This window comes from Marinobacter subterrani, from assembly GCF_001045555.1.
GTDB lineage: Bacteria > Pseudomonadota > Gammaproteobacteria > Pseudomonadales > Oleiphilaceae > Marinobacter > Marinobacter subterrani.
The window spans coordinates 1-16,998 of the sequence record NZ_LFBU01000002.1 but is presented as its reverse complement, the minus strand read 5'-3'; the positions used below and the strand labels follow the sequence as shown (position 1 = coordinate 16,998).

The 16,998-nt window shown below is 64.6% G+C and carries 22 protein-coding genes and 2 pseudogenes; 1 reads left to right on the top strand and 23 read right to left on the bottom strand.

What is annotated here, in order from left to right; translation table 11 throughout:
- Positions 1-2 precede the first annotated feature (2 nt).
- Genes msub_RS15980 through msub_RS15965 form a run of 4 tightly spaced genes read right to left on the bottom strand, consistent with a single transcriptional unit; the run spans position 3 to position 3,259 of the window.
- Positions 3-443, bottom strand: coding sequence for a phage GP46 family protein (locus msub_RS15980; RefSeq protein ID WP_048494140.1), 441 nt, complete (start codon positions 441-443; stop codon positions 3-5).
- Entirely contained in the window at positions 443-1,072 is a 630-nt protein-coding gene (locus tag msub_RS15975; RefSeq protein WP_048494139.1) for a phage baseplate assembly protein V, read from the bottom strand. Before msub_RS15975 ends, msub_RS15980 begins: the two co-directional genes overlap by 1 nt.
- Positions 1,066-2,106, bottom strand: coding sequence for a phage baseplate assembly protein (locus msub_RS15970; protein ID WP_048494138.1), 1,041 nt, complete (start codon positions 2,104-2,106; stop codon positions 1,066-1,068). Before msub_RS15970 ends, msub_RS15975 begins: the two co-directional genes overlap by 7 nt.
- Positions 2,099-3,259 (bottom strand): DNA circularization protein, encoded by a 1,161-nt coding sequence (locus msub_RS15965; RefSeq protein WP_048494137.1) that lies wholly within the window; start codon positions 3,257-3,259, stop codon positions 2,099-2,101. Before msub_RS15965 ends, msub_RS15970 begins: the two co-directional genes overlap by 8 nt.
- A 35-nt stretch (positions 3,260-3,294) precedes the next feature.
- On the opposite strand from msub_RS15965, the gene msub_RS15960 reads away from it, so the two are divergent.
- Positions 3,295-4,176: a hypothetical protein gene (locus msub_RS15960; RefSeq protein ID WP_048497169.1), complete on the top strand. Its 882-nt coding sequence runs from the start codon at positions 3,295-3,297 to the stop codon at positions 4,174-4,176.
- Between the two features lie 2 nt (positions 4,177-4,178).
- On the opposite strand, the gene msub_RS15955 is transcribed toward msub_RS15960, so the two are convergent.
- The 19 genes and pseudogenes from msub_RS15955 to msub_RS15875 all read right to left on the bottom strand — a co-directional run.
- Positions 4,179-5,972 (bottom strand): phage tail tape measure protein, encoded by a 1,794-nt coding sequence (locus msub_RS15955; RefSeq protein ID WP_048497168.1) that lies wholly within the window; start codon positions 5,970-5,972, stop codon positions 4,179-4,181.
- A 108-nt stretch (positions 5,973-6,080) separates the two neighbouring features.
- Positions 6,081-6,482, bottom strand: a complete 402-nt coding sequence (locus tag msub_RS15950) for a phage tail assembly protein (RefSeq protein WP_053077977.1) — start codon at positions 6,480-6,482, stop codon at positions 6,081-6,083.
- Positions 6,482-6,838 (bottom strand): phage tail tube protein, encoded by a 357-nt coding sequence (locus msub_RS15945; protein WP_048495432.1) that lies wholly within the window; start codon positions 6,836-6,838, stop codon positions 6,482-6,484. Before msub_RS15945 ends, msub_RS15950 begins: the two co-directional genes overlap by 1 nt.
- Positions 6,839-6,879: 41 nt before the next feature.
- Positions 6,880-8,358, bottom strand: a complete 1,479-nt coding sequence (locus tag msub_RS15940; protein ID WP_048495433.1) for a phage tail sheath subtilisin-like domain-containing protein — start codon at positions 8,356-8,358, stop codon at positions 6,880-6,882.
- 3 nt (positions 8,359-8,361) lie between these two features.
- A complete protein-coding gene (locus msub_RS15935) occupies positions 8,362-8,595 on the bottom strand; it encodes a DUF2635 domain-containing protein (RefSeq protein WP_048495434.1) in 234 nt (77 codons plus the stop codon).
- Between the two features lie 12 nt (positions 8,596-8,607).
- Complete coding sequence (locus msub_RS15930; protein WP_048495435.1) at positions 8,608-9,165, bottom strand: phage protein Gp37; 558 nt, start codon at positions 9,163-9,165, stop codon at positions 8,608-8,610.
- Positions 9,165-9,572, bottom strand: coding sequence for a gp436 family protein (locus msub_RS15925; RefSeq protein WP_053077941.1), 408 nt, complete (start codon positions 9,570-9,572; stop codon positions 9,165-9,167). The genes msub_RS15930 and msub_RS15925 overlap by 1 nt, the downstream gene beginning before the upstream one ends.
- Before the next feature lie 74 nt (positions 9,573-9,646).
- Positions 9,647-10,105: a hypothetical protein gene (locus tag msub_RS15920; RefSeq protein ID WP_048497167.1), complete on the bottom strand. Its 459-nt coding sequence runs from the start codon at positions 10,103-10,105 to the stop codon at positions 9,647-9,649.
- Positions 10,106-10,176: 71 nt separating this feature from the next.
- Positions 10,177-11,079, bottom strand: coding sequence for a Mu-like prophage major head subunit gpT family protein (locus msub_RS15915; protein ID WP_048495437.1), 903 nt, complete (start codon positions 11,077-11,079; stop codon positions 10,177-10,179).
- A 22-nt stretch (positions 11,080-11,101) separates the two neighbouring features.
- A complete protein-coding gene (locus tag msub_RS15910) occupies positions 11,102-11,533 on the bottom strand; it encodes a hypothetical protein (RefSeq protein WP_048495438.1) in 432 nt (143 codons plus the stop codon).
- 38 nt (positions 11,534-11,571) lie between these two features.
- Complete coding sequence (locus msub_RS15905) at positions 11,572-12,693, bottom strand: phage protease (protein WP_048495439.1); 1,122 nt, start codon at positions 12,691-12,693, stop codon at positions 11,572-11,574.
- Between the two features lie 217 nt (positions 12,694-12,910).
- The gene (locus tag msub_RS15900) at positions 12,911-13,360 is read right to left on the bottom strand and encodes a phage virion morphogenesis protein (protein WP_053077942.1); all 450 of its coding nucleotides are present in this window, start codon (positions 13,358-13,360) and stop codon (positions 12,911-12,913) included.
- Positions 13,360-13,773, bottom strand: coding sequence for a PBECR2 nuclease fold domain-containing protein (locus msub_RS21880; protein ID WP_048497166.1), 414 nt, complete (start codon positions 13,771-13,773; stop codon positions 13,360-13,362). Before msub_RS21880 ends, msub_RS15900 begins: the two co-directional genes overlap by 1 nt.
- Before the next feature lie 132 nt (positions 13,774-13,905).
- Positions 13,906-14,157 (bottom strand): hypothetical protein, encoded by a 252-nt coding sequence (locus tag msub_RS21875; protein WP_227506825.1) that lies wholly within the window; start codon positions 14,155-14,157, stop codon positions 13,906-13,908.
- The gene (locus msub_RS21870; RefSeq protein WP_053077975.1) at positions 14,082-14,597 is read right to left on the bottom strand and encodes a phage head morphogenesis protein; all 516 of its coding nucleotides are present in this window, start codon (positions 14,595-14,597) and stop codon (positions 14,082-14,084) included. Before msub_RS21870 ends, msub_RS21875 begins: the two co-directional genes overlap by 76 nt.
- Complete coding sequence (locus tag msub_RS15885; RefSeq protein ID WP_048497165.1) at positions 14,597-14,815, bottom strand: hypothetical protein; 219 nt, start codon at positions 14,813-14,815, stop codon at positions 14,597-14,599. The genes msub_RS21870 and msub_RS15885 overlap by 1 nt, the downstream gene beginning before the upstream one ends.
- Before the next feature lie 103 nt (positions 14,816-14,918).
- Positions 14,919-15,086 carry a hypothetical protein gene (locus msub_RS22595; protein ID WP_156182828.1) on the bottom strand — a complete coding sequence of 56 codons (168 nt, stop codon included), beginning with the start codon at positions 15,084-15,086 and terminating at the stop codon, positions 14,919-14,921.
- Positions 15,087-15,190: 104 nt separating this feature from the next.
- Positions 15,191-16,218 (bottom strand): annotated as a pseudogene (locus msub_RS22245) (DUF935 domain-containing protein); the annotation flags it as partial.
- Positions 16,212-16,998: pseudogene (locus msub_RS15875) on the bottom strand (hypothetical protein); the annotation flags it as partial. The pseudogenes msub_RS15875 and msub_RS22245, both read right to left, overlap by 7 nt.

Genomic DNA, 16,998 nt, shown 5'->3' with positions numbered 1-16,998 from the left:
GATTACCTCCACACATAGTCAAATTGTTGCGCCAGGCGCGTGCCGTCACCACGGATCACAGCCACGTCGATCAGCAGCCGGTCACCACCCACCGTGCGCGCTTCCACTTCGATATCGGTGGCCACGCGGTCATCCAGCAACCATTGCAGCGCCTCCCGGGCGTAGCCCTCGGCACGCCGGCGAACTTCCTCCAGATCCTTCTCGCGGCTCAGCAGCCAGAGGCGCGAGCCAAACTGGTCACCCTGCCGATCGGCCAGGGCGTCGGCCCACCAGCCACGCCGGTCGGTGGTGCCGTCTGGCAAGGCGTCGTCCGCACGGGCGCGGCGATCGCTCAGGAGTGACAGCGCCACGGCCGTGCGCATGCCATCGTCAGCCAGTAGGTCGCCGTTGGTACCAAGAGACACGTCCAGCTCCCCATTGAGTCCCTTTAGGCGCACATCCATCAGATCATCCCCTGGTTGGGCGAATCAGTCGGCCCACCGTTGTCGTTTTCATTGTGGGTATGGCTGTTGTAGGTACCGCGCATGTCACTCATGGTGCCTACGCCGTCCTGCACCTGGCCGGCCGCCACCATGTTGCCGCCGGCGTTGATGTTCTGCTCAACCACCAGGTTGCCGGTGGCCGTGGTCAGCGGCGTGTCCAGGGTGACGGACGTGCTGGCGATCACCCGTACCTCCGGCGCCGTCACTTCCACCGCGTTACCGGCGTTCAGGCGCACCACGCGACCGCGCGCGAACACCAGCTCGTCGCCCTCATCGGTGTAAAGCGCCACCTCACCCTCGGCCAAGCCCTTGCGGCGGTACCGGCGGTCGCTGGCCACCAGCGCCACCAGGTGGCCACGGGCACCGCCCACGGCAGCGGCGATGGTCTCCGCGCCCTTCAGCGGTCGAGCCGTAAACCCGTACGGCTCCATGTGCTCCAGGTTGCGGGTTTCGCCCTTGAGCAGGCTCATCTGCAGGCGCTGCAGCCCTGCGCTGGATTCGGTACGGCCAACCACGCCCCGGCTGATCAGCAGGCGCAGGCGGCGCCACAGCGGCGACAGCAGTTTGTAAGCCTCGCGCGCATTCACCACACACTCTCCTCTTGCTCGGGCTCCGGCTGGGCCTGCAGGTCAAAGCTGCTGGGCGGGGCCACACGGATCTCGCTGCGTTCGCCGCGCTCATCGAGCAGCAGCTGCACCTCAGTGATCAGCCACTCCACGCCATCCAGCCCCAGCCAACGATCGCGCACTGGCACGATGTCCCCCGGCCGCCAGATGCCCTGGGCGTGCTGCCAGCCGGCCACCGTGTAAGTCACGCCCCGGGATTCACCCCAGCGCCGGCGCACTTCCCAATCCGCCCGTTGCTTACAGGAGCTGCGATCCACACCGGTGTCACAAACCACCAACGTGGGGCGGTACCGACCAATACCAGTGTCCTTGGCCCGGCCCTCCGGCTCGCTGGCTGTTTCACCCCAGATGGCGTCGTCGGCCACGCTTTGGCCTTGGACAATCACTTCGCTGAACCGGTCCCGATCGCTGAAGCGGCCGCTGGCCGTGCGGATGTTCTCGCCCAGGGCCAGCTCCGTGCTCAAGCGCCCGCGCGGCGGCCGGGTGATCACCAGGCGGCCATCGGCATCCGGTACCAGAATGAGTGCGCGGTAACTGGCAATCTGGGCCAGGGCCTCGGCGTAGGTCTGGCCAGGCTCCACCTCCAGGCTACGAATCGGCCCGCCCACGTTGATCTCGGCCACCACCTCAATGCCAAAAGGCCGGGCCAGCTTGCGGGCGATCTGCAGCACGGTCTGGGACGTCTCAATCGGTTGGGCGGTACCGGAGGCATCCACCAGGTCTGCCGTTTTAGAACGGCCGCTAACCACCAGGCTGTGCGTGCGGGCGTCGTAACTAGGCAGCACGTCGTCGATGTAACCGGTAATCACGCGCTCGCCGTCAATCTCTACCGTCACCGACTGGCCCGGGCGCAGCGGCCGGGGCTCAGGTGAGTCCGCCCATTTCTCGGTCAGGCTTACCTCGAAGGTGTCCGCCATCTGTTTCAGGCTCCGGCGGATGGTCACGTTCTTCCAGCCGCCGTGGAGCTTTCCATCTACGCGCAACATCAGCTCACTCACTCAGCACCTCCAGCTCCGAACCACCGGGCACCGCACCTGGATGACGGACGCGGTTGCGGGCCACGATCTCCTCGCTGCGGGTGGCGTCGCCATACAGGCGATGGGCGATCACCAGCGCCGGCATGGCGCGGCGGGTGTTGAATACAGTCAGCTCTGGCAGGGCGGTACCGCGCCGGCGCAGGTCATCCACCACGGCCGCGCGCAGAGACACCAGGCGTTGAGTGGTTGCCGGTGTGGGTGGCTCCGTGGTGGAGAGCGGGTCGGTCAAGCCACGGTGGATGGTCTCCAGGCTTTGCTGGGCACTGTCGCGGGTGTTGTAGGTCCAGCTGGCAGAGGCACGGGCAGCCGCCACGGCTGAGCCACGGCGAACCAGGTTAACGGCAGCGGTCTGCGCCTGGGCCTGCAGGCGGGTGTCCAGTGGAGCGGTTAGCGATGCGGACCGGGTCTCACCGGCACCGAACAGCGCCTCATAGGAACGCAGTGCCCGCAATGGCTCGGCCAGCCGATCGGCAATGCCCACCAGGCTGTCTATGATGGCCACGCCCAATTCACCTGGCGTGCGGATTACGCGGGCAATGGTGCCGCCGATATCGCCGGCGATGCCTTCCGCGTCTTGAAGGGCATTCAGAATGGCGGTTTCCACCTCTTCCACCCGATCAGCGGCCAGGTCGACGATCTCGAACTGCTCCTCAAACTCCGCCTGCAGGGCATCGAAGGCGCTCTCGGCGCGGTCTTCCACCACCTTCTGGGTGTCTGCCACCGCACGCGGGTACCGGGGCTTGTCATCCGCCCGAACGACGGTAAGGGTTACCCGGGCCATGCCGCCTTCGCGGGTGGTTTCGGTGATGCGCGGCTCACCAATCACCACCACCTGGTGTGTGCCGTAATAGCTGTGGCGCATCTCAAAGGCACCCGGCAGCTCCAGGGCATCCGCCAGGCGGTTGCGCTGTGCGTCGTAATCGTCACCCACCAGGTAGCCGGTGATCTGCCACTCCCGTGCCTTGCGGCCCAGGTCTTCGGCGTAAGGCTCATCACGCAGCGGGTACTCGTGCACCTCCACGCGTCGACCGGGTGAGATGGAGCCGCGCTCCAGGTATAGCACCACGCCCCGGAACTCGGCGGTGCCGTCTCCGATTCGATCTCGCCAGGTCATTGGGCTATGCTCCCCGAATAGATGGAGGAAATGTCATGATGAGCAAGTTCATTCGTTACTTTGGCGGTGGTTTCCTGGTTCTTGCAGTGGTTGCTGCCGCTTACGGTGCGATTTTTGGCGGTCCGGTTCAGCCGGAATACATCATGAAAGTGAGCGCGGAGAAGGCGACCAAGGAAGATATTCAGAAAGCCAAGGGTTACCTGGACGGCTTTCTGCAGACGTGCCCAAACCTCCTTGGGAAATTTGAAGGGCGCATTGCTGAAGGCCCTAAGATCGAGCTGCAAGAACCCGAGCCATACCGTGAAGACACATACGGCTGGCCCCTTGAGGTTGCAGTCAAGTTGGTGGTGAAGTCTGACGCAGGGGTGGCCAGCGGGCATCATCTTCGGTACTACATGTGGAACGACCTTTGGATTACTCAAAAGGACGCCGGCGCAGAATTCTGCGGTCAAGTACCGGGCCTGCATGAAACTTTGGTTTACACCAAGGGGGAACCCGCAAGCAACGCGCCGATCCCCGTTGAAGTTGACGAGGCCGAAAAAGCCGAATCGAAAAAACTCGCAAGCGATCTCGGACTTAAATACGGGCAAAGGTACAGCTACACCGAATGGAAACAGGAAACACTGAAAGGTTTCCGCTTCTACGTCCCCGCCATTGGTGACTGCGGCACCTGGACCGAGCCTAAGAAATGTGAGCGGCAAGCCAGCTATGAAGGCGTGGAACTCATCTACTGTTCTCATGGAAAGGACCGTTACGGCACCTGCACCACTCCCGGCGACGGTCCCTTCCTTGAGGGTTACTACCTTACCAAGGAAGATGTAACCCTGTTGGCAGAAGAACATCTCACCCAACAAGGGAGCTATTTCACTCTCCTTCAACTGGCCGAGGGCCGAAAACCTGAACTGTACAAACACTGAGTTCACGGCCACATCCCCCATGCCCCAGAGTCCACATCCAAATCAGGCCCGCCAGTACCTTTCTCTGGGGTTGCGCTTCTCACACGACCGTCCTGATCAATCTGAATTCTGACGGTACTTTCATTCGTGCGAAGCGCCCGCTGAGCTTCATCGTTCCCGAAGGCAGCCAGCACCCGGGCAACACTTTCGCCGATCTTGTCACCCAAGGCGGTGCCATCAATCAACTTGTCGTTTATTAACGTGCCCAAACCATAGCCAGCAGCACCCGCAGCGCCAACGGCCAACCCTGCCGCACCCACAGCCCCAAGACCTGCCGCCGGCAGCATGCGCAGAGATGGTGCCCGGCGCGCCACCCGCCAGTTGCTCACACGGTTTACGCGTCGGCCGTTTCGTCCAGCTCGTCCGGATCGGTTGCGGGCGCCGGGCTCACCACCAAATCCACCACCAGGCATGTTGACCACATAGACTGGCTGTACTCCCGATGCCTCTTCCAAAGCTTTACCGACTGCAACACCGGTTCCCAGGCCTCCAGCCCGCTGGAGCAATTTGCCACCGCTTCGAGCCAAAAGCGCGCCAACGCCACCAACCGCTAAACCGCCACCAATGATCTCTTTGCCGCTAAGATTCTGTTCGTCGAGAAGATATTTGACGGCGTTTTCAACGGCCTCATTGATCGGCTTCGCGAATTCATCGGCAGCGCTGGAAAGGGCATTTTTGAGGCGAGCAACCTGATCGAGGGAATTGGATAACGCCTCATCCAGATCTTTGCTGATGGTGCCGGCGCTACTAGTGATCACATCAGTCTTTGCTCTGGCCGATGCAATTGCGCCCTCACTTAAAAGCGTGCGCATGCCTTTGATCGTGTCTAGGTCGGCATCGCCGAAGGCCTTCGCCACAAACCTGTCTTTTTGCAGCTCGGACCCCATCTCTTGATACCTGGATGAGATGTCTTCCAATACATCAAAAGCAGCCCTGCGATCCCCCTCTGCGTTATAAAAGCGCACTCCCGTCGCTTTTTGAGCGTTCATCATGTACTTCGAGTTTGTGAAAACACGAAGTGTAGAATCCATGAACGTTGCCAAGCGTTCGGGATTTCTTTCTGTCATTGAGAGTTGTTCGATCAGGCCCAGGGTGTCTGAAAAGTCCAGGCCTGCAGCCTTGGCATTCACACCAACCCGGGCAAAGATACTGGACAAATCCTCCAGCTCAGCGTTGCCTGCCCGGCCAGCTGCGGTCATCTTATCGATGAGCATGACCGCCGTCTTTGGATCAGACAGATCAAACTTGAATGCTTCACCGGCAACACCAACCGCCGAGGCAAGCACTTCGGCATTCGCACCAGTCACCGCCATGGCCGGGTTAATGGCCATGATAGTGGCCAGAGCCTGGTCCCAGGTCTGGCCAGCCTGGATCAGGCTATTAAACCCATTGAGCAAGGAGCCAAGAGACTGGCCCGTTTCCTCACTCATTCGATGCAGCTCTTCCCTCAAGAGCCGAGATTGTTCGACGGTAGCCCCAGCGGTTTGCCGGATTTGGATCAACTGCTTGTCCAGCTTTGCTGATTCTACCGCCACCCTTATACCCGCATACCCAGCAGCAGCGCCGCCCAACATGGCAGCATACTTGCCGCCCAGGGACTCCAGGGTACGCCCGAGCCCACTGGTTGCCCGCTGCAGGCGGCTCATTTGCCGGCTGCCGTTCGTGGCCAGCTGGCGCATAGAGCCCTCGTAACGCCTGGCGTTTCGCTCCAGGTTGCCCCGGAGGTTCATCACCACGCTGGCGCGCAATTCGCTCATGCTGAGTCCTTCAGGGTTTGGTGGATGTATCGCAATAACTGGCGCGGGGTCATGCCGCGCTGCTCGGCCTCACTCCAGCCGGTGTGGGTGGCAACCCTCCAGATCGCTTTAGTCAGCGTCCGGACGGCCGCCGCCGTCTCGCCCCCGCTTGCCCACCTCCTGCTGCACCTGGTTGATACTGCCGGCGTTAAGGTTGCCGGTCGTGGCCAGCAGCAGGTCCAGGTCTTCGGGGTCCAGCTTGCGCAGCATCTTCATGTCCAGCGGGCCGCTGATGTCGCCCACGCTGACGATCTGCCGGCGCAGCACTTCCATGCTGCTGCGCGATGGGCTGCTCACCAGCATGGGCTCCACGCCACCGTCGCCGGTGGGCACCATCATCAGGCGCTCGGAGGCTTCCTGGGCGTCCAGAATGTCGCCGGCCGTGGGCTCACGCAGGGTCACTTCCTTGTGCACCTCCTCACCCAGGGCCAGGCCATGGATCAATGCAACGGTGATTCGTGCGCCCGCCATCAGATCCGCTCCACGCCGTAACCGCTCCAGTTCAGCCGCACGCCGCCGTTGCCGCTGCTCAGCTCGACCGTGTCGGTTACGAACGCGCGGCGCAGCATGTAGCCATCCCCGGTGTCGGTCTCAAACAGCACGGTGGCACCGGTAATGCGGCCCAGGGCCAGCAGGTCGGTGTTTTCGGTGTGGCGCACCGTGGTGGTGAGCGTTGGGGCTTCCGGGGTTTCCCGGTGGCCCTGCACACCACGGGGCCCCATCACGGCCTCGCGGCTCACGCCGCCCACGTTCAGGGTGGCGTCCACGTCGGTGAGCAGCTCCTCGCCATCCACCTTGACGGTGGCTTTGCCGGTAATCTGGCTCATGTCTCTTTACTCCTGTCTCTCAATGCCAGGGGCGTCAGGCCTTACTGGCGGAACTGGGTCTGCATGGCGTGGATGCGGTACTGGCCAACCAGCTTGGGCGAGTCAATCACGTTCATGCGCTTGGGGTCGGCCGGGTCGATGTTGGCGGTCAGGCTCTCGGCGTAGCCGGCGTAGTCCTGGGCCCAGCCGCTGGTCATGAAGTCGCGGTACAGGTCCAGCAGCTCCGCCTTGATCACCCGGGGCGTCACGATCGGCTGGCCAGCGCCGTAGTTGCCGGCGTCGGCATCGCCGGCCAGCTTGTGGCGCGGGTACTTCGAGAGGATGCGGCTGATCTGCTCGTAGCGGATCCGCTCCAGGGTTTCCGGCACCTGGATGTCCAGGTAGGCATCGCTGGCCACGCCGGCGCTGTTGGTCTGGAAGGTGGTGATCTCCCGGTTGATCTGCACGGTGCCGTCGTTGGCCACGGTGAAGGTGGCAATGCCGTCGTACAGCAGCAGGTTGCGCTCGGCCTTGGTCCAGGCCAGAGAGGTACGCGGGCCGATCAGCCCTGGCAACGCCAGGTACTGGAGCGGCCGGGCCGGGTCGTTGCTCAGTGAGCCCGCCGACACCATGGCGTAGGTCACCGCCCACAACCAGGTTGGGCTGGCTGCCAGGTTGGTGCCCATCACGGTCAGGTGCGGGTTGTTGTGGCCGCTGCCAAAGGTGCCCGTCTCAGAGTGAGTGCCCCGGAACGCGGTGAACGCCCGGGCACCCTGCTGCACCATTGGGCCCCAGCGGCGGTCCAGCTCGTTCTTGAGCTCTCCCAGGTTGGCGGTGTCGTTGTAGGGGCAGGCGATGTAGTGGTACCACTGGTCACCCATGGCGGCGATCGCAGCGGCCAGATCCGGATTGGCGGCCCCGTTGGCCATCGCCCCAAAGGTCAGGGTGACGCCATTCGGGCTTACCTCGTCCTGGCGGTTGAGATCCAGATCGATGTCGTTGCCGGTCTCGCCAGCCCAGCGACAGGTGAGGTTCACTTTGGTGGTATCCACGCCGTCCACGGCCGCGGTCACCGGCAAACGATCGTCAGCGGTGATGGCCGCAACCATACTCTGGGCGATATCGGCGGCCGCATCGGCGGCGTCAACCGCAACACGCACCCGGTAACCGGCGATGTACAGCGCCAGGGTACCCGGCACGGTGGCCGTGCCAGCCACGGTGATGCTCCCGGTAGCCTTCACGCCGGTACCGTCGTCATCCAGAGGGATGGCCCAGGTTTCCATGTAGGGGTCGATCTCCAGTGCCGCGCGGATCATCTCGGCGATCATGGAGCCGCGGCCGTAGAAGCGGTCGGCCTGTTCGGCGCTGGTGACCCGCTCAACCGAGAGGGCGGGCTTTTCAGCAGCCGCGCTGCGCTGGCCCAGCACCAGCAGGCGGGTCTGCCATACGCCACTGTTGGCCAGGCGGTCATCGAACTCGATGAACACGCCCGGAATGCGCAGCGCGCTGGGGATGTCATTGAATACACCGGCGGTAATCATGGCTTACTCCTGGGTGTCAGTGGATTTGGCGGCGGTTTTGGCACTCGCCTTTTTCGGGGCGGTGGCCGTTACCAGGTCGCCATCGCGCAGGCGACGGCGGATGTACTGGCTGGGTTCTACCCAGGCGCCCTCGTCCGGGATCGGCGTGCCGTTCTCCCGGCGCACCTGCAGCACACCGGCGGCGGGTTTGGCCGGGTCACGCTGGCGAGGCTTCACGTAAATGCGTTCTTTGGCCACGGATCACTCCTCCTACTCTGGCTGGTTCAGATCTGCCCGGCTTTGCAGCTCGGGATCGTCCGCATCACCCACCTGATGGGTGCCGGTGTAAAGCTCAAAATCGTTCAAAGTGTTCACATCAAAGGCGGGCGGGAAGGTCAACCGCAGCCGGTAGGCCAGGCCGTAGATCACCACGCCTTCCTTGTCGAACCGGTCGGAGTACAGGTTGTCGATGCTCTCCAGGCTCAGGCTGCCGATATTGTCCACCTTCAGCCCATGCACGGCAGGCGCCACGCGCTCCACCAATTCGTAAGCGCCCACCTGGCGGCTGTTGCCCCGGCGGCGTTCACGCTCGCCACTGGCGTGGGAGGTCACCACGTAAACCACGTATCGGGCATTGGTGGTGGCCTGGGTGTTGTCGCCACCGCCGCTGCTGCCACCCCAGGCCACGTAAACACCTGGTGTTCTTCGCAGCGCTGCGCGCAGGGTGGCCTCGCTCCAGCGCCCCGGCAGATCCTCCACCGTGCGCACGTGCGCACCCAGCACCGCCTGGCAGCGCTCGATGATGGCGTCCTCAATGGTGGCCAGCATCAGAAGCCACCGCCGTTAAAGGTGCGCCGGCCGGTGTCGAACTGCGCGTCACCAACCGAGGATTCCGTCGGTACCCGGGTGCCCAGCTTTACCTGGCCGCTGGCCACGGAGCGCAGGAACTTGACCGCGTCGTCGTAGCGCTTGGTCACCTGATCAGTTGCCCGGTTGTCGTAGAGCCGGTACCGGGCGATGTCCGTGCAGTAGGCGGTGACGATGCGCGGCACCGGGTCCATCGGCACCGGATAGCCACCGGCAGACACAAAGCCGTCGATCTCGCCACTGGCGTCCTCAATGGCCTTGTCGACCACCGACTGGTCGATGACTGCCCCAGTGCTGTCAGGCACCAGATCCAGCAGCTCGTTCTCGCCGAACCGCTCGATCAGGTCATCCAGGGTGCAGTAGGGCATGATGGCTTACTCCTCGGACTCGGCCGGGTAGGTCACGTCCTCGACAATCAGTGCCGGGTCTTCCTTGATCGCTTTCACCTGCTCGTCGGTGAGGGACTCCAGGTCCACACCGATGGGCTCGCGGCCAAAGCGAATGCCGGCACGCCGGCGACTGCCCACACGGCGGCGGGTACGCACCCACAGCGCGGCCTTCTCGCCCTCGGGCGGGTTGTCGTTGTCGCCCTCCGGGTCTGGGTCTGCTCGCCCTGGTCATTCTGGTTGCCGGTTTCCTGGGTGTTGTCACCCTGGGCGTCCTCGGGCTTGGCGTCGCCAGCCGGCTCTGCAACGTGCTGCCCAGCCTCGCCCGTGGCGCTCGCACTCTCTGGCGCTTGCGGTGCCTGGGCGTTATCGGTGGTGCCTTCCTTGGCGGCCTGGTCCTTGGCCGGCTCCGTTGCTTCGGTTTCCTTGGCGCCCTGGCCAGGTTGGGTATTCGGTTCCGCTGCCTTGGTGCTGGCGGCGGCCTTGGTTTTTGCGGTGCTCTTGCGTGCTGCCATGATCGGTCTCCTGAAAAAACCCGCCCCACGCGAGGGCGGGTTTTCTAACGCTTTACCGGGTGCCTACTGCCTTAGCTGCTGGGCAGCCAGGAGTTCATCACCAGGGTGGAGGTGTTGGCCCATTCGTTGGTCTCGCCGCCGGCGGCCAGGGCGTTCTGCAGCACCTTGCGCGCGGGGCCTTCCAGGTTGTTGGGCACCATGGTGTGGCTATGGCGCAACGCCAGCGGGCGGCCGTAGTCGCCTTTCAGCTCCTGCAGGCGTTTGCGGGCAGCCTCGTAGTTGGCCGCCGTGAAGTCCTGGCGGGACCGCACCACCAACTGCCACAGGCCGGGGCCTGCGTTCACCCGGGCATCCACGCCGAACAGGAACTTGTCCTTCATGAACACTTCGGAGTCCGTCAGGCTGGTAATCGAGCGGAAGTCATAGTCCCGGCGGCGCTGGAACACCAGCGGCTTGATCGCGCGGGTCAGGTCCATCACGTACCAGGCCGGGCCAACACCGCCCATGTCGTTGCTCACGGACTGTTCCGCGCCGTTCTCATCCAGCACCGGGTGGTCGGTGTCGAACAGCGGCTGGCCGTCGTAGCACTCGGGGTTAGCCGTGAGTACTTCCACCGCCAGTTCGTTCGGATGCTCGCGGGAGCTGCGGCCGAACTCCTGGAACACCGGCCCATACAGACCGTAGGTGTCGTCCTCGATGCTGTCGCGGGGCACGCCCTCGGTCAGCTCGAACTTGCGGTTCTTGATCGAGAAGTCCGCGCCCTCGAGGGAGTGGATAACCCGATCACCTACCCATTCGCGCAAACGCGGCAGGGTTTTGAGGAAGGGGTACACCTCCACGGCGGTGGTGCTGGGCACCACGGTACAGAAGCTCTCGTACAGGGAGCCCTGGTCGCCCAGCGAGGTCATGCCCTGCTGGAAGTTCATTCTGTAGGCCTGGAACAGCGCCTGCAGGCTTGCGTTGGTCAAATCCATCGGATGGCTCCTAGGTTATCGGTTAGGCGTTCACGCCGTTGGTCGGGTCGATGTTTACCCAGACGCCGGTGTCGTCGACGCCATCGACGATGCCTGCCACTGAGCGGGTGGCGGTGGCGTCGGTCTTGGCCACCGTCTGGTTGTCGACGATGTAACAGAGCTTGCCGATGTCGGCGCGCACAACCTCGTCAGCGCCGGCACTGTTGGCAAAATGAAAGCAACCACGGGAAATGGTCACTTCCTTGTCGCCGTCGGCACCGCCTGAGTTATCCACAAACTCGTCGAATCGGCCCAGGGCGGTCAGCCCGGTGGCCGTGATGCCCGGCTCGGCAAAGCCGCCCGCGCCCATTACAGCGATCGTGCCGGCGTAGGCAATCACGCCTGCCTTGACGGCGTGGCCCCGGCTGTAACCGGCGCGGGTCGGGGTGTTTCGGTTTTTGGTGGCCGCTACCATCAGGGTGTCCTCCCGTTATTCGGTCAGTGGTTCAACGCTCAGGCCTGGCTGGCCAGCGTCTCTTTGTAGGTCTTGGGGTCCAGGCCCATGTTCTTGCACACGGCCAGCTGCTCTTCGGTCAGCTCACCGTCGTTGTTGCCTTCAGGCTGCCGGCCGTTGGTCTGGGTGCCCTTGAGGGCGGCAATACCCGGGGCGTCCTTCAGGTGTGCCTTGAGCGCGGCCAGGCCCTGGCTCTTCAGCCATTCGGCGTGCGCCTTGCCGGCGATGCGGCCATCCTTGAGGCCTTCCTCCACCAGGTTGTTCAGCTCCTGCTGGTCACCGCCTTGCTTCAGGGCGGCCAGCTGCTGATTCACTTCGTTGTAAACCGCGCGGGGCACGTACTGGGTCAGGTCTGGTTCAGCGGCTTTGCCGGCCTTGCTCTTGAGCGCGGCCACGGCCTCGGCCGGCTTTTCGTCATCGCCCAGTTCCAGGGCCTGGCGCACTTCGTCTGCCTGGCTGGCTTTGGCTTTCAGGGCGGCCAGGTGCTGGTCGATCTGCTCGTCGGTGGCGTCGGCTTTGAGGCCCAGCGCCTTGATCAACTGTTCACGTTTCACGGAGTCTTCCTCCTCGTGTTCGGCTTCATGGGTTGCCATGCGGGCGGCGGCCAGCTCAGTGATGGCGCCGTCGTCGATGGCAGGCGTGTTGGTGAGTGCGAGATGCAACAGATCCAGCACCGCGCCAGTGCTGGCGTGGTACGGGAACACAGGGGAGAGGTAGCGGTACTCCCGGGCCTCAATGGCGGCGCGCGCCTTGTCGGTCCAGTCGATGCGGCCATACAGGCCGTCCTCCCGCCACTCCAGTGAGCGAGGGTCCACCCAACCGGCCGCCGGGGCCGGCTTGCCGTTGACCTCCGACAGCAGAATCTGGTGCTCGTAGTCGATGGCGATGTCGGTGCTGCGGCTGGACGCCTTGCGGATCACGGCCTGGGCGCCGGCTTCATCCAGCACCCACGGCCCCTGGCCCGCCATGGAGCCCCGGGGCGCATCAAAGCGGCCGGCAGGGATCAGCCGGGTCTTGTCGTCGGCCAGCCGCACTTCCAGGGCGCACACCGCAATGGGTTGGCGGGTGGTGGCCTGGCTGCAGGCTGCAAGGGTCTGGGTGTTCACTGCGTGTCGGTTCATGGGGCCAGATTGCCGGCCCCGGGTGGAGTCAGGATATAAAGCGGTTTGGTAGTTTTTGAGGTGTGGGTGGGCGCTTCGCGCAACCGTGGGTCAGACTGTCGGATCGGATGGCCCGCTGGAGGAAATCTAACGCGGGTCTAACGGGCCTTTCGGGTTTTCTGGTGCCATCGCCCCGGGTGGGCTTTCTGAGTCGCTGTAGCGGCTCTGAGGGCGTTGCTTAATTCAAACCCAGGGGGTGGCCCATGAAATCGAGCAGGGTCTGCACGGCAGCACGCTCATCATCCGGTGACAGGCCCAGCCAGGGGCGGGCCGGAATACCGCGCTCATCGTCACCGAACTGGTGGGTAGCTGCGTACACCCGATCGCTGCCGTACTCGAGCTGGTCCGCATCGGCCCGGTAGCGCTGAGTGTCTCGCAGATAGGTGTTCAATACCAGGATCTCATCCTTGCGGCGCTTCTTCCGTTTGCGGTAGGCCTCGCTCAGGGGCTCCCACGGTTCGCCTTCCGGGCTCTCCTGGGCGTCGAACCGGTCGCGGTGGCTCAGCAGCAGGTCTTCGCCGATGGCCTCGAACGCGGGGCGGGCGTTGCCGCCCCGGTCGGCCAGCGCCTGCAGGGCTCGCTCCAGCCGCTCGGTCTCGATGCGCCATTGCAGGTTCACCCCGGCCATCAGTCGTCCTCACCCCGGCGGTACAGCCGCACGCCCTGGCGCAGGCGCTGCAGCTCGGCGTTGTCTTCTCCGGTGGCGGTGGTACCCGCCCAGCCATCGCGGCCCCACTCAAAGATGGCCACGGCCACGCCCTCATCACCTGGCAGCGCAAAACGGGCCAGGTAACGCCGGCGCAACACCGCCCGCTGGTCATCGCCGGGCAGCTCGGCCGCCACCCAGATCTCGTCCGGATCGCGCAGCGCCTCGGCCAGCACGCCCAGGTATCGGCGGTCGGTGCCGGCCGGCAACTGCCAGGCATCGTCAGCGGCCTGGAACAGCGCCTCGCTGATGGGCAGAGGCTCACCAACGGCGTCATCAAAGCGCACGGGTTCACCACCACGGCGGGCACCGAACACACCGAGGAATCGGTCCACGGCGGCCGTGTCGCTCTCCGCCTGGTCCGGCAGATCAACGCCAAAGCGGCGGGGCCGGGCATCGGGTCAGTCGCTGGCCGGGCGGGAATGGCCCGCGTGTGCCGCGTAACGGGCCGTCCAGTTGCGGCGGGGTTACGCTGCGCACCCGATCGGCACCCGGGCGGTGCTCAAAGCCGGGTCGATACCCTTCGGTACACGCACGGTGCGTGGGCTGGGGCCATTGGCCCCCACCACTTTCTCCTCCCACTCGATCTCCGGGCCCTGGTCCAGCACGGTGTAGCCCCGGCGCTCGGCCTCGGCCCGGCTGATCATGTACTTCTTGCAGGTGCAGCCCCAGCCATTCTTCGGGCTCCACACACCCCACCAGGGATCGTCCAGCGGCACCACCTTGCCATCGTTGGCCAGGTGTTCCGGGCGGGGTTCTCGCTGCCGCCGTGGCGGTAGAGCCCGAACGGCCGCAGGCGGCGCAGCTCCGGGTCCGCCATCTGCGCTTCACGTCCGGCGTTGTAGCTCTGCATCAGGTTGGTTTCGTAGATCACCCGCGTGCGCCAGCCCCGGGAGCCGTTGTAGCTCCAGCCGTGGCGCTCCACGATCTGGTCGAAGTCCTTGCGGAAGTCCTGCAGGGTGGTGCCGTTCTCGATGGCCTTGAGCACCGAGCGCTGGAAGTCCTCCACGATGGCCATGCGATTGGCACCAGCGACCATGAAGGCGTGATCGTTCTCGCGGCCGTAGATGTCGGTCCAGGCGCGGGTGGGCACGGCCACCTTCTCGCGCAGGTACTCGATCTGTTCCCGGAACGGCAGGTTGCCATAGCGCACGGCCATCAGCGCACCTCATCCAGCAGGTCGGCACGACCGGCCAGCTGGGCGGCGGCCAGGGCATCGCCCATCACCTCCGCCAGGTTGCCGATCGGCAGGCTCGCCGACAGCTCCACCAGGCGGTCGCGCAGGTCTTCCAGACTCTCGGCCTGTTCCACCGCCTGGCGAATGGCTTCCACCTGGGCGGTCTCGGCCTCGGCGGCGGCTTTGGCCAGAGTCTCCAACTGTGCGGCCTGCTCCTCGCCATCCAGGTTGGGCTCGTCCTGGCGCAGGGCTGCTATCGGTTGCGGGGTGTCGGTTGGGCCGTCAGTGCCTGGCGCAGCACACTCAGGCCAGGGGCCTCCGGCTTCTGTTTCGGCTGCAGCACTTCGTCGTCGTCAGCCGCTCGGGAATGCCGGTGCGCTCATGCAGCCACCAGGTGGGGATGCGCGCACCCATGTCGACAAACACCGGCAATGACTCCGACAGCGTCTTGTAGTCCTCGGTCTCGCCCATGTCGAGGTAGAAGCGCGGGCCCGGTTGACCTTCTCGATGCCGTAGTTCAGGCAGGCCATCGGCCACAGAATATCCCGGCGAATGGTGCCGGCGTACTGGCGCACGTCGGAACGGATCAGGCTGGCCTGGCCGCGCTCATGAACATTACCCAGAGCATTGGTGTTGGTGCCTTCGCCCGTGCCGCTGGTGAGCGTGCCGCCCAGGATGGCCTTGGCCTTGGCGCGCTCGCACCAGTTCATCATGGCCACGTACACATCGGCCCGGCCCTGGGCCGCTTCCAGGAAGTCGATGGCCATGCCTTCGGGGATGATGCCGGCAGCGTTCTGGCCCAGGGTGACCACCGCCCGCAACAGGGTGGCTTTTTCCTTGTCGGAGGCGTTGCGGGGGTACTTGCCACCCGCGCCGGCATGCCGTAGATCTCCAGCAGCTGGGCCAGGTCGCCCAGGGCGTAGTTCTGGAACAGGTACGGCCACACCAGCATGCGGTGCAGGCCGCTGCGGGCGATGTAGCCGGGCTTGGCCTTGTGCCGGTGCTGAACCCAGCCCAGTGGCCATAGTGGTGCACCGGTCAGGCTCATGTCACGCAGGGTGAGCTGGTTCTGGTCATCCGGGTGCAGGCGGAACCAAGACTGCGGCCGCAGCTGCGGCTGCTCGATGTAGCGCAGGCTGCCATCACGGCCCCAGGACAACTCCAAATTGGAAAAGCCATGGCCGATGGCGGAGCCCATGTCCAGGATCAGGTCTTCCACTTCCAGCGAGCTGAAAACCTCGGCGGCGTGCTCGGCGGCCTTACGCTCGGCGCTGCTCGCACCATCCGGCGGCACAATCTGCCACTCCAGTTCGGCGGCCAGCTGCCGGCGCTTGCCCAGATCCGCACCGATCTGGGGTCTTTCTCTTCCATGTCCTCGAACAGTTCGTGCTGGGCCTTGGGATCGCCGTGCTCGGCGGCTTCCAGGATCTCGTACAGCCTGGCCGGGGTCAGCCCTTGGTGGGGTGCTCCGCAAACTCCCGCGCAGGATGCCCACGCGGGCCTCCTGGGTCTGCTGTTCTTCCAGGGCCTTGCCCAGGTCTTCCTTGCCTTCGCCGTCATCGCCAAACAGGCGGCCGGCCAGGCGTTTCAGTCCGTTCACCATGCACCACCTCCAATGCCAAAGCCGGATAGATTCAAATTGTCCCCGTCGTCATCGTTGTGGCTGCCCGGGCGGGGTGCCGGGGTGAATTCGATTTCCACGCCGTCCATATCGGAGGCGCTGTCGGCCAGCACGATGGCCATGGCGGCGTCACCGTGGCGGGTGCCGGCCTTGTTGGTCTTGCCCTCCGGCAGTCGGGCCACACCGCGCACCAGGGTAAAGGCGCGGTAGTCTTCCAGCAGCTCGTCACTCTTAGGGATGGTAATGCCGCCATCCTCAAACCGGGCCTTGTGCTTGGGCATGCGCTCGCGGTACCAGTTTTCGGTGGCCATCACCTGGTCCACCAGTGAGCCCCACTCATCCCGGGCGGCCTCGCCCAGGTAACTGCCGTTGCCCCGGCTGTCGATGGCCACGCCGCACAGCCTGGGCAGGCCGTTGCCAACGGCGAACAGCACCTGTTCCTGCTGCTTGAACGGCACGTTGTGCATCTCCACCAGGAACGGCACCGTGCGGTGCAGGGTGGAGCCGATCTCCATGGGGGCAATCACCGACAGGTCACCGCTGCGGGCAAAGTCCTGGCCCAGGGCATGGCGGCGCTGCCGGTCCAGGGTGCGCAGCACGGGCTCCAGGTGCTCGCGGATCCAGTCGCCCATGGCGTCCGGCGGGCAGGTTCCGGCAGGCGTTGAACTCGCGGGTACCGTCAAAGCGCAGCACCGGGCATCGCCATGCAGGCCTCCACCTGTACCCGTGTCAGGTAGCTGCCGCCACCCAGGGCCGGAATGC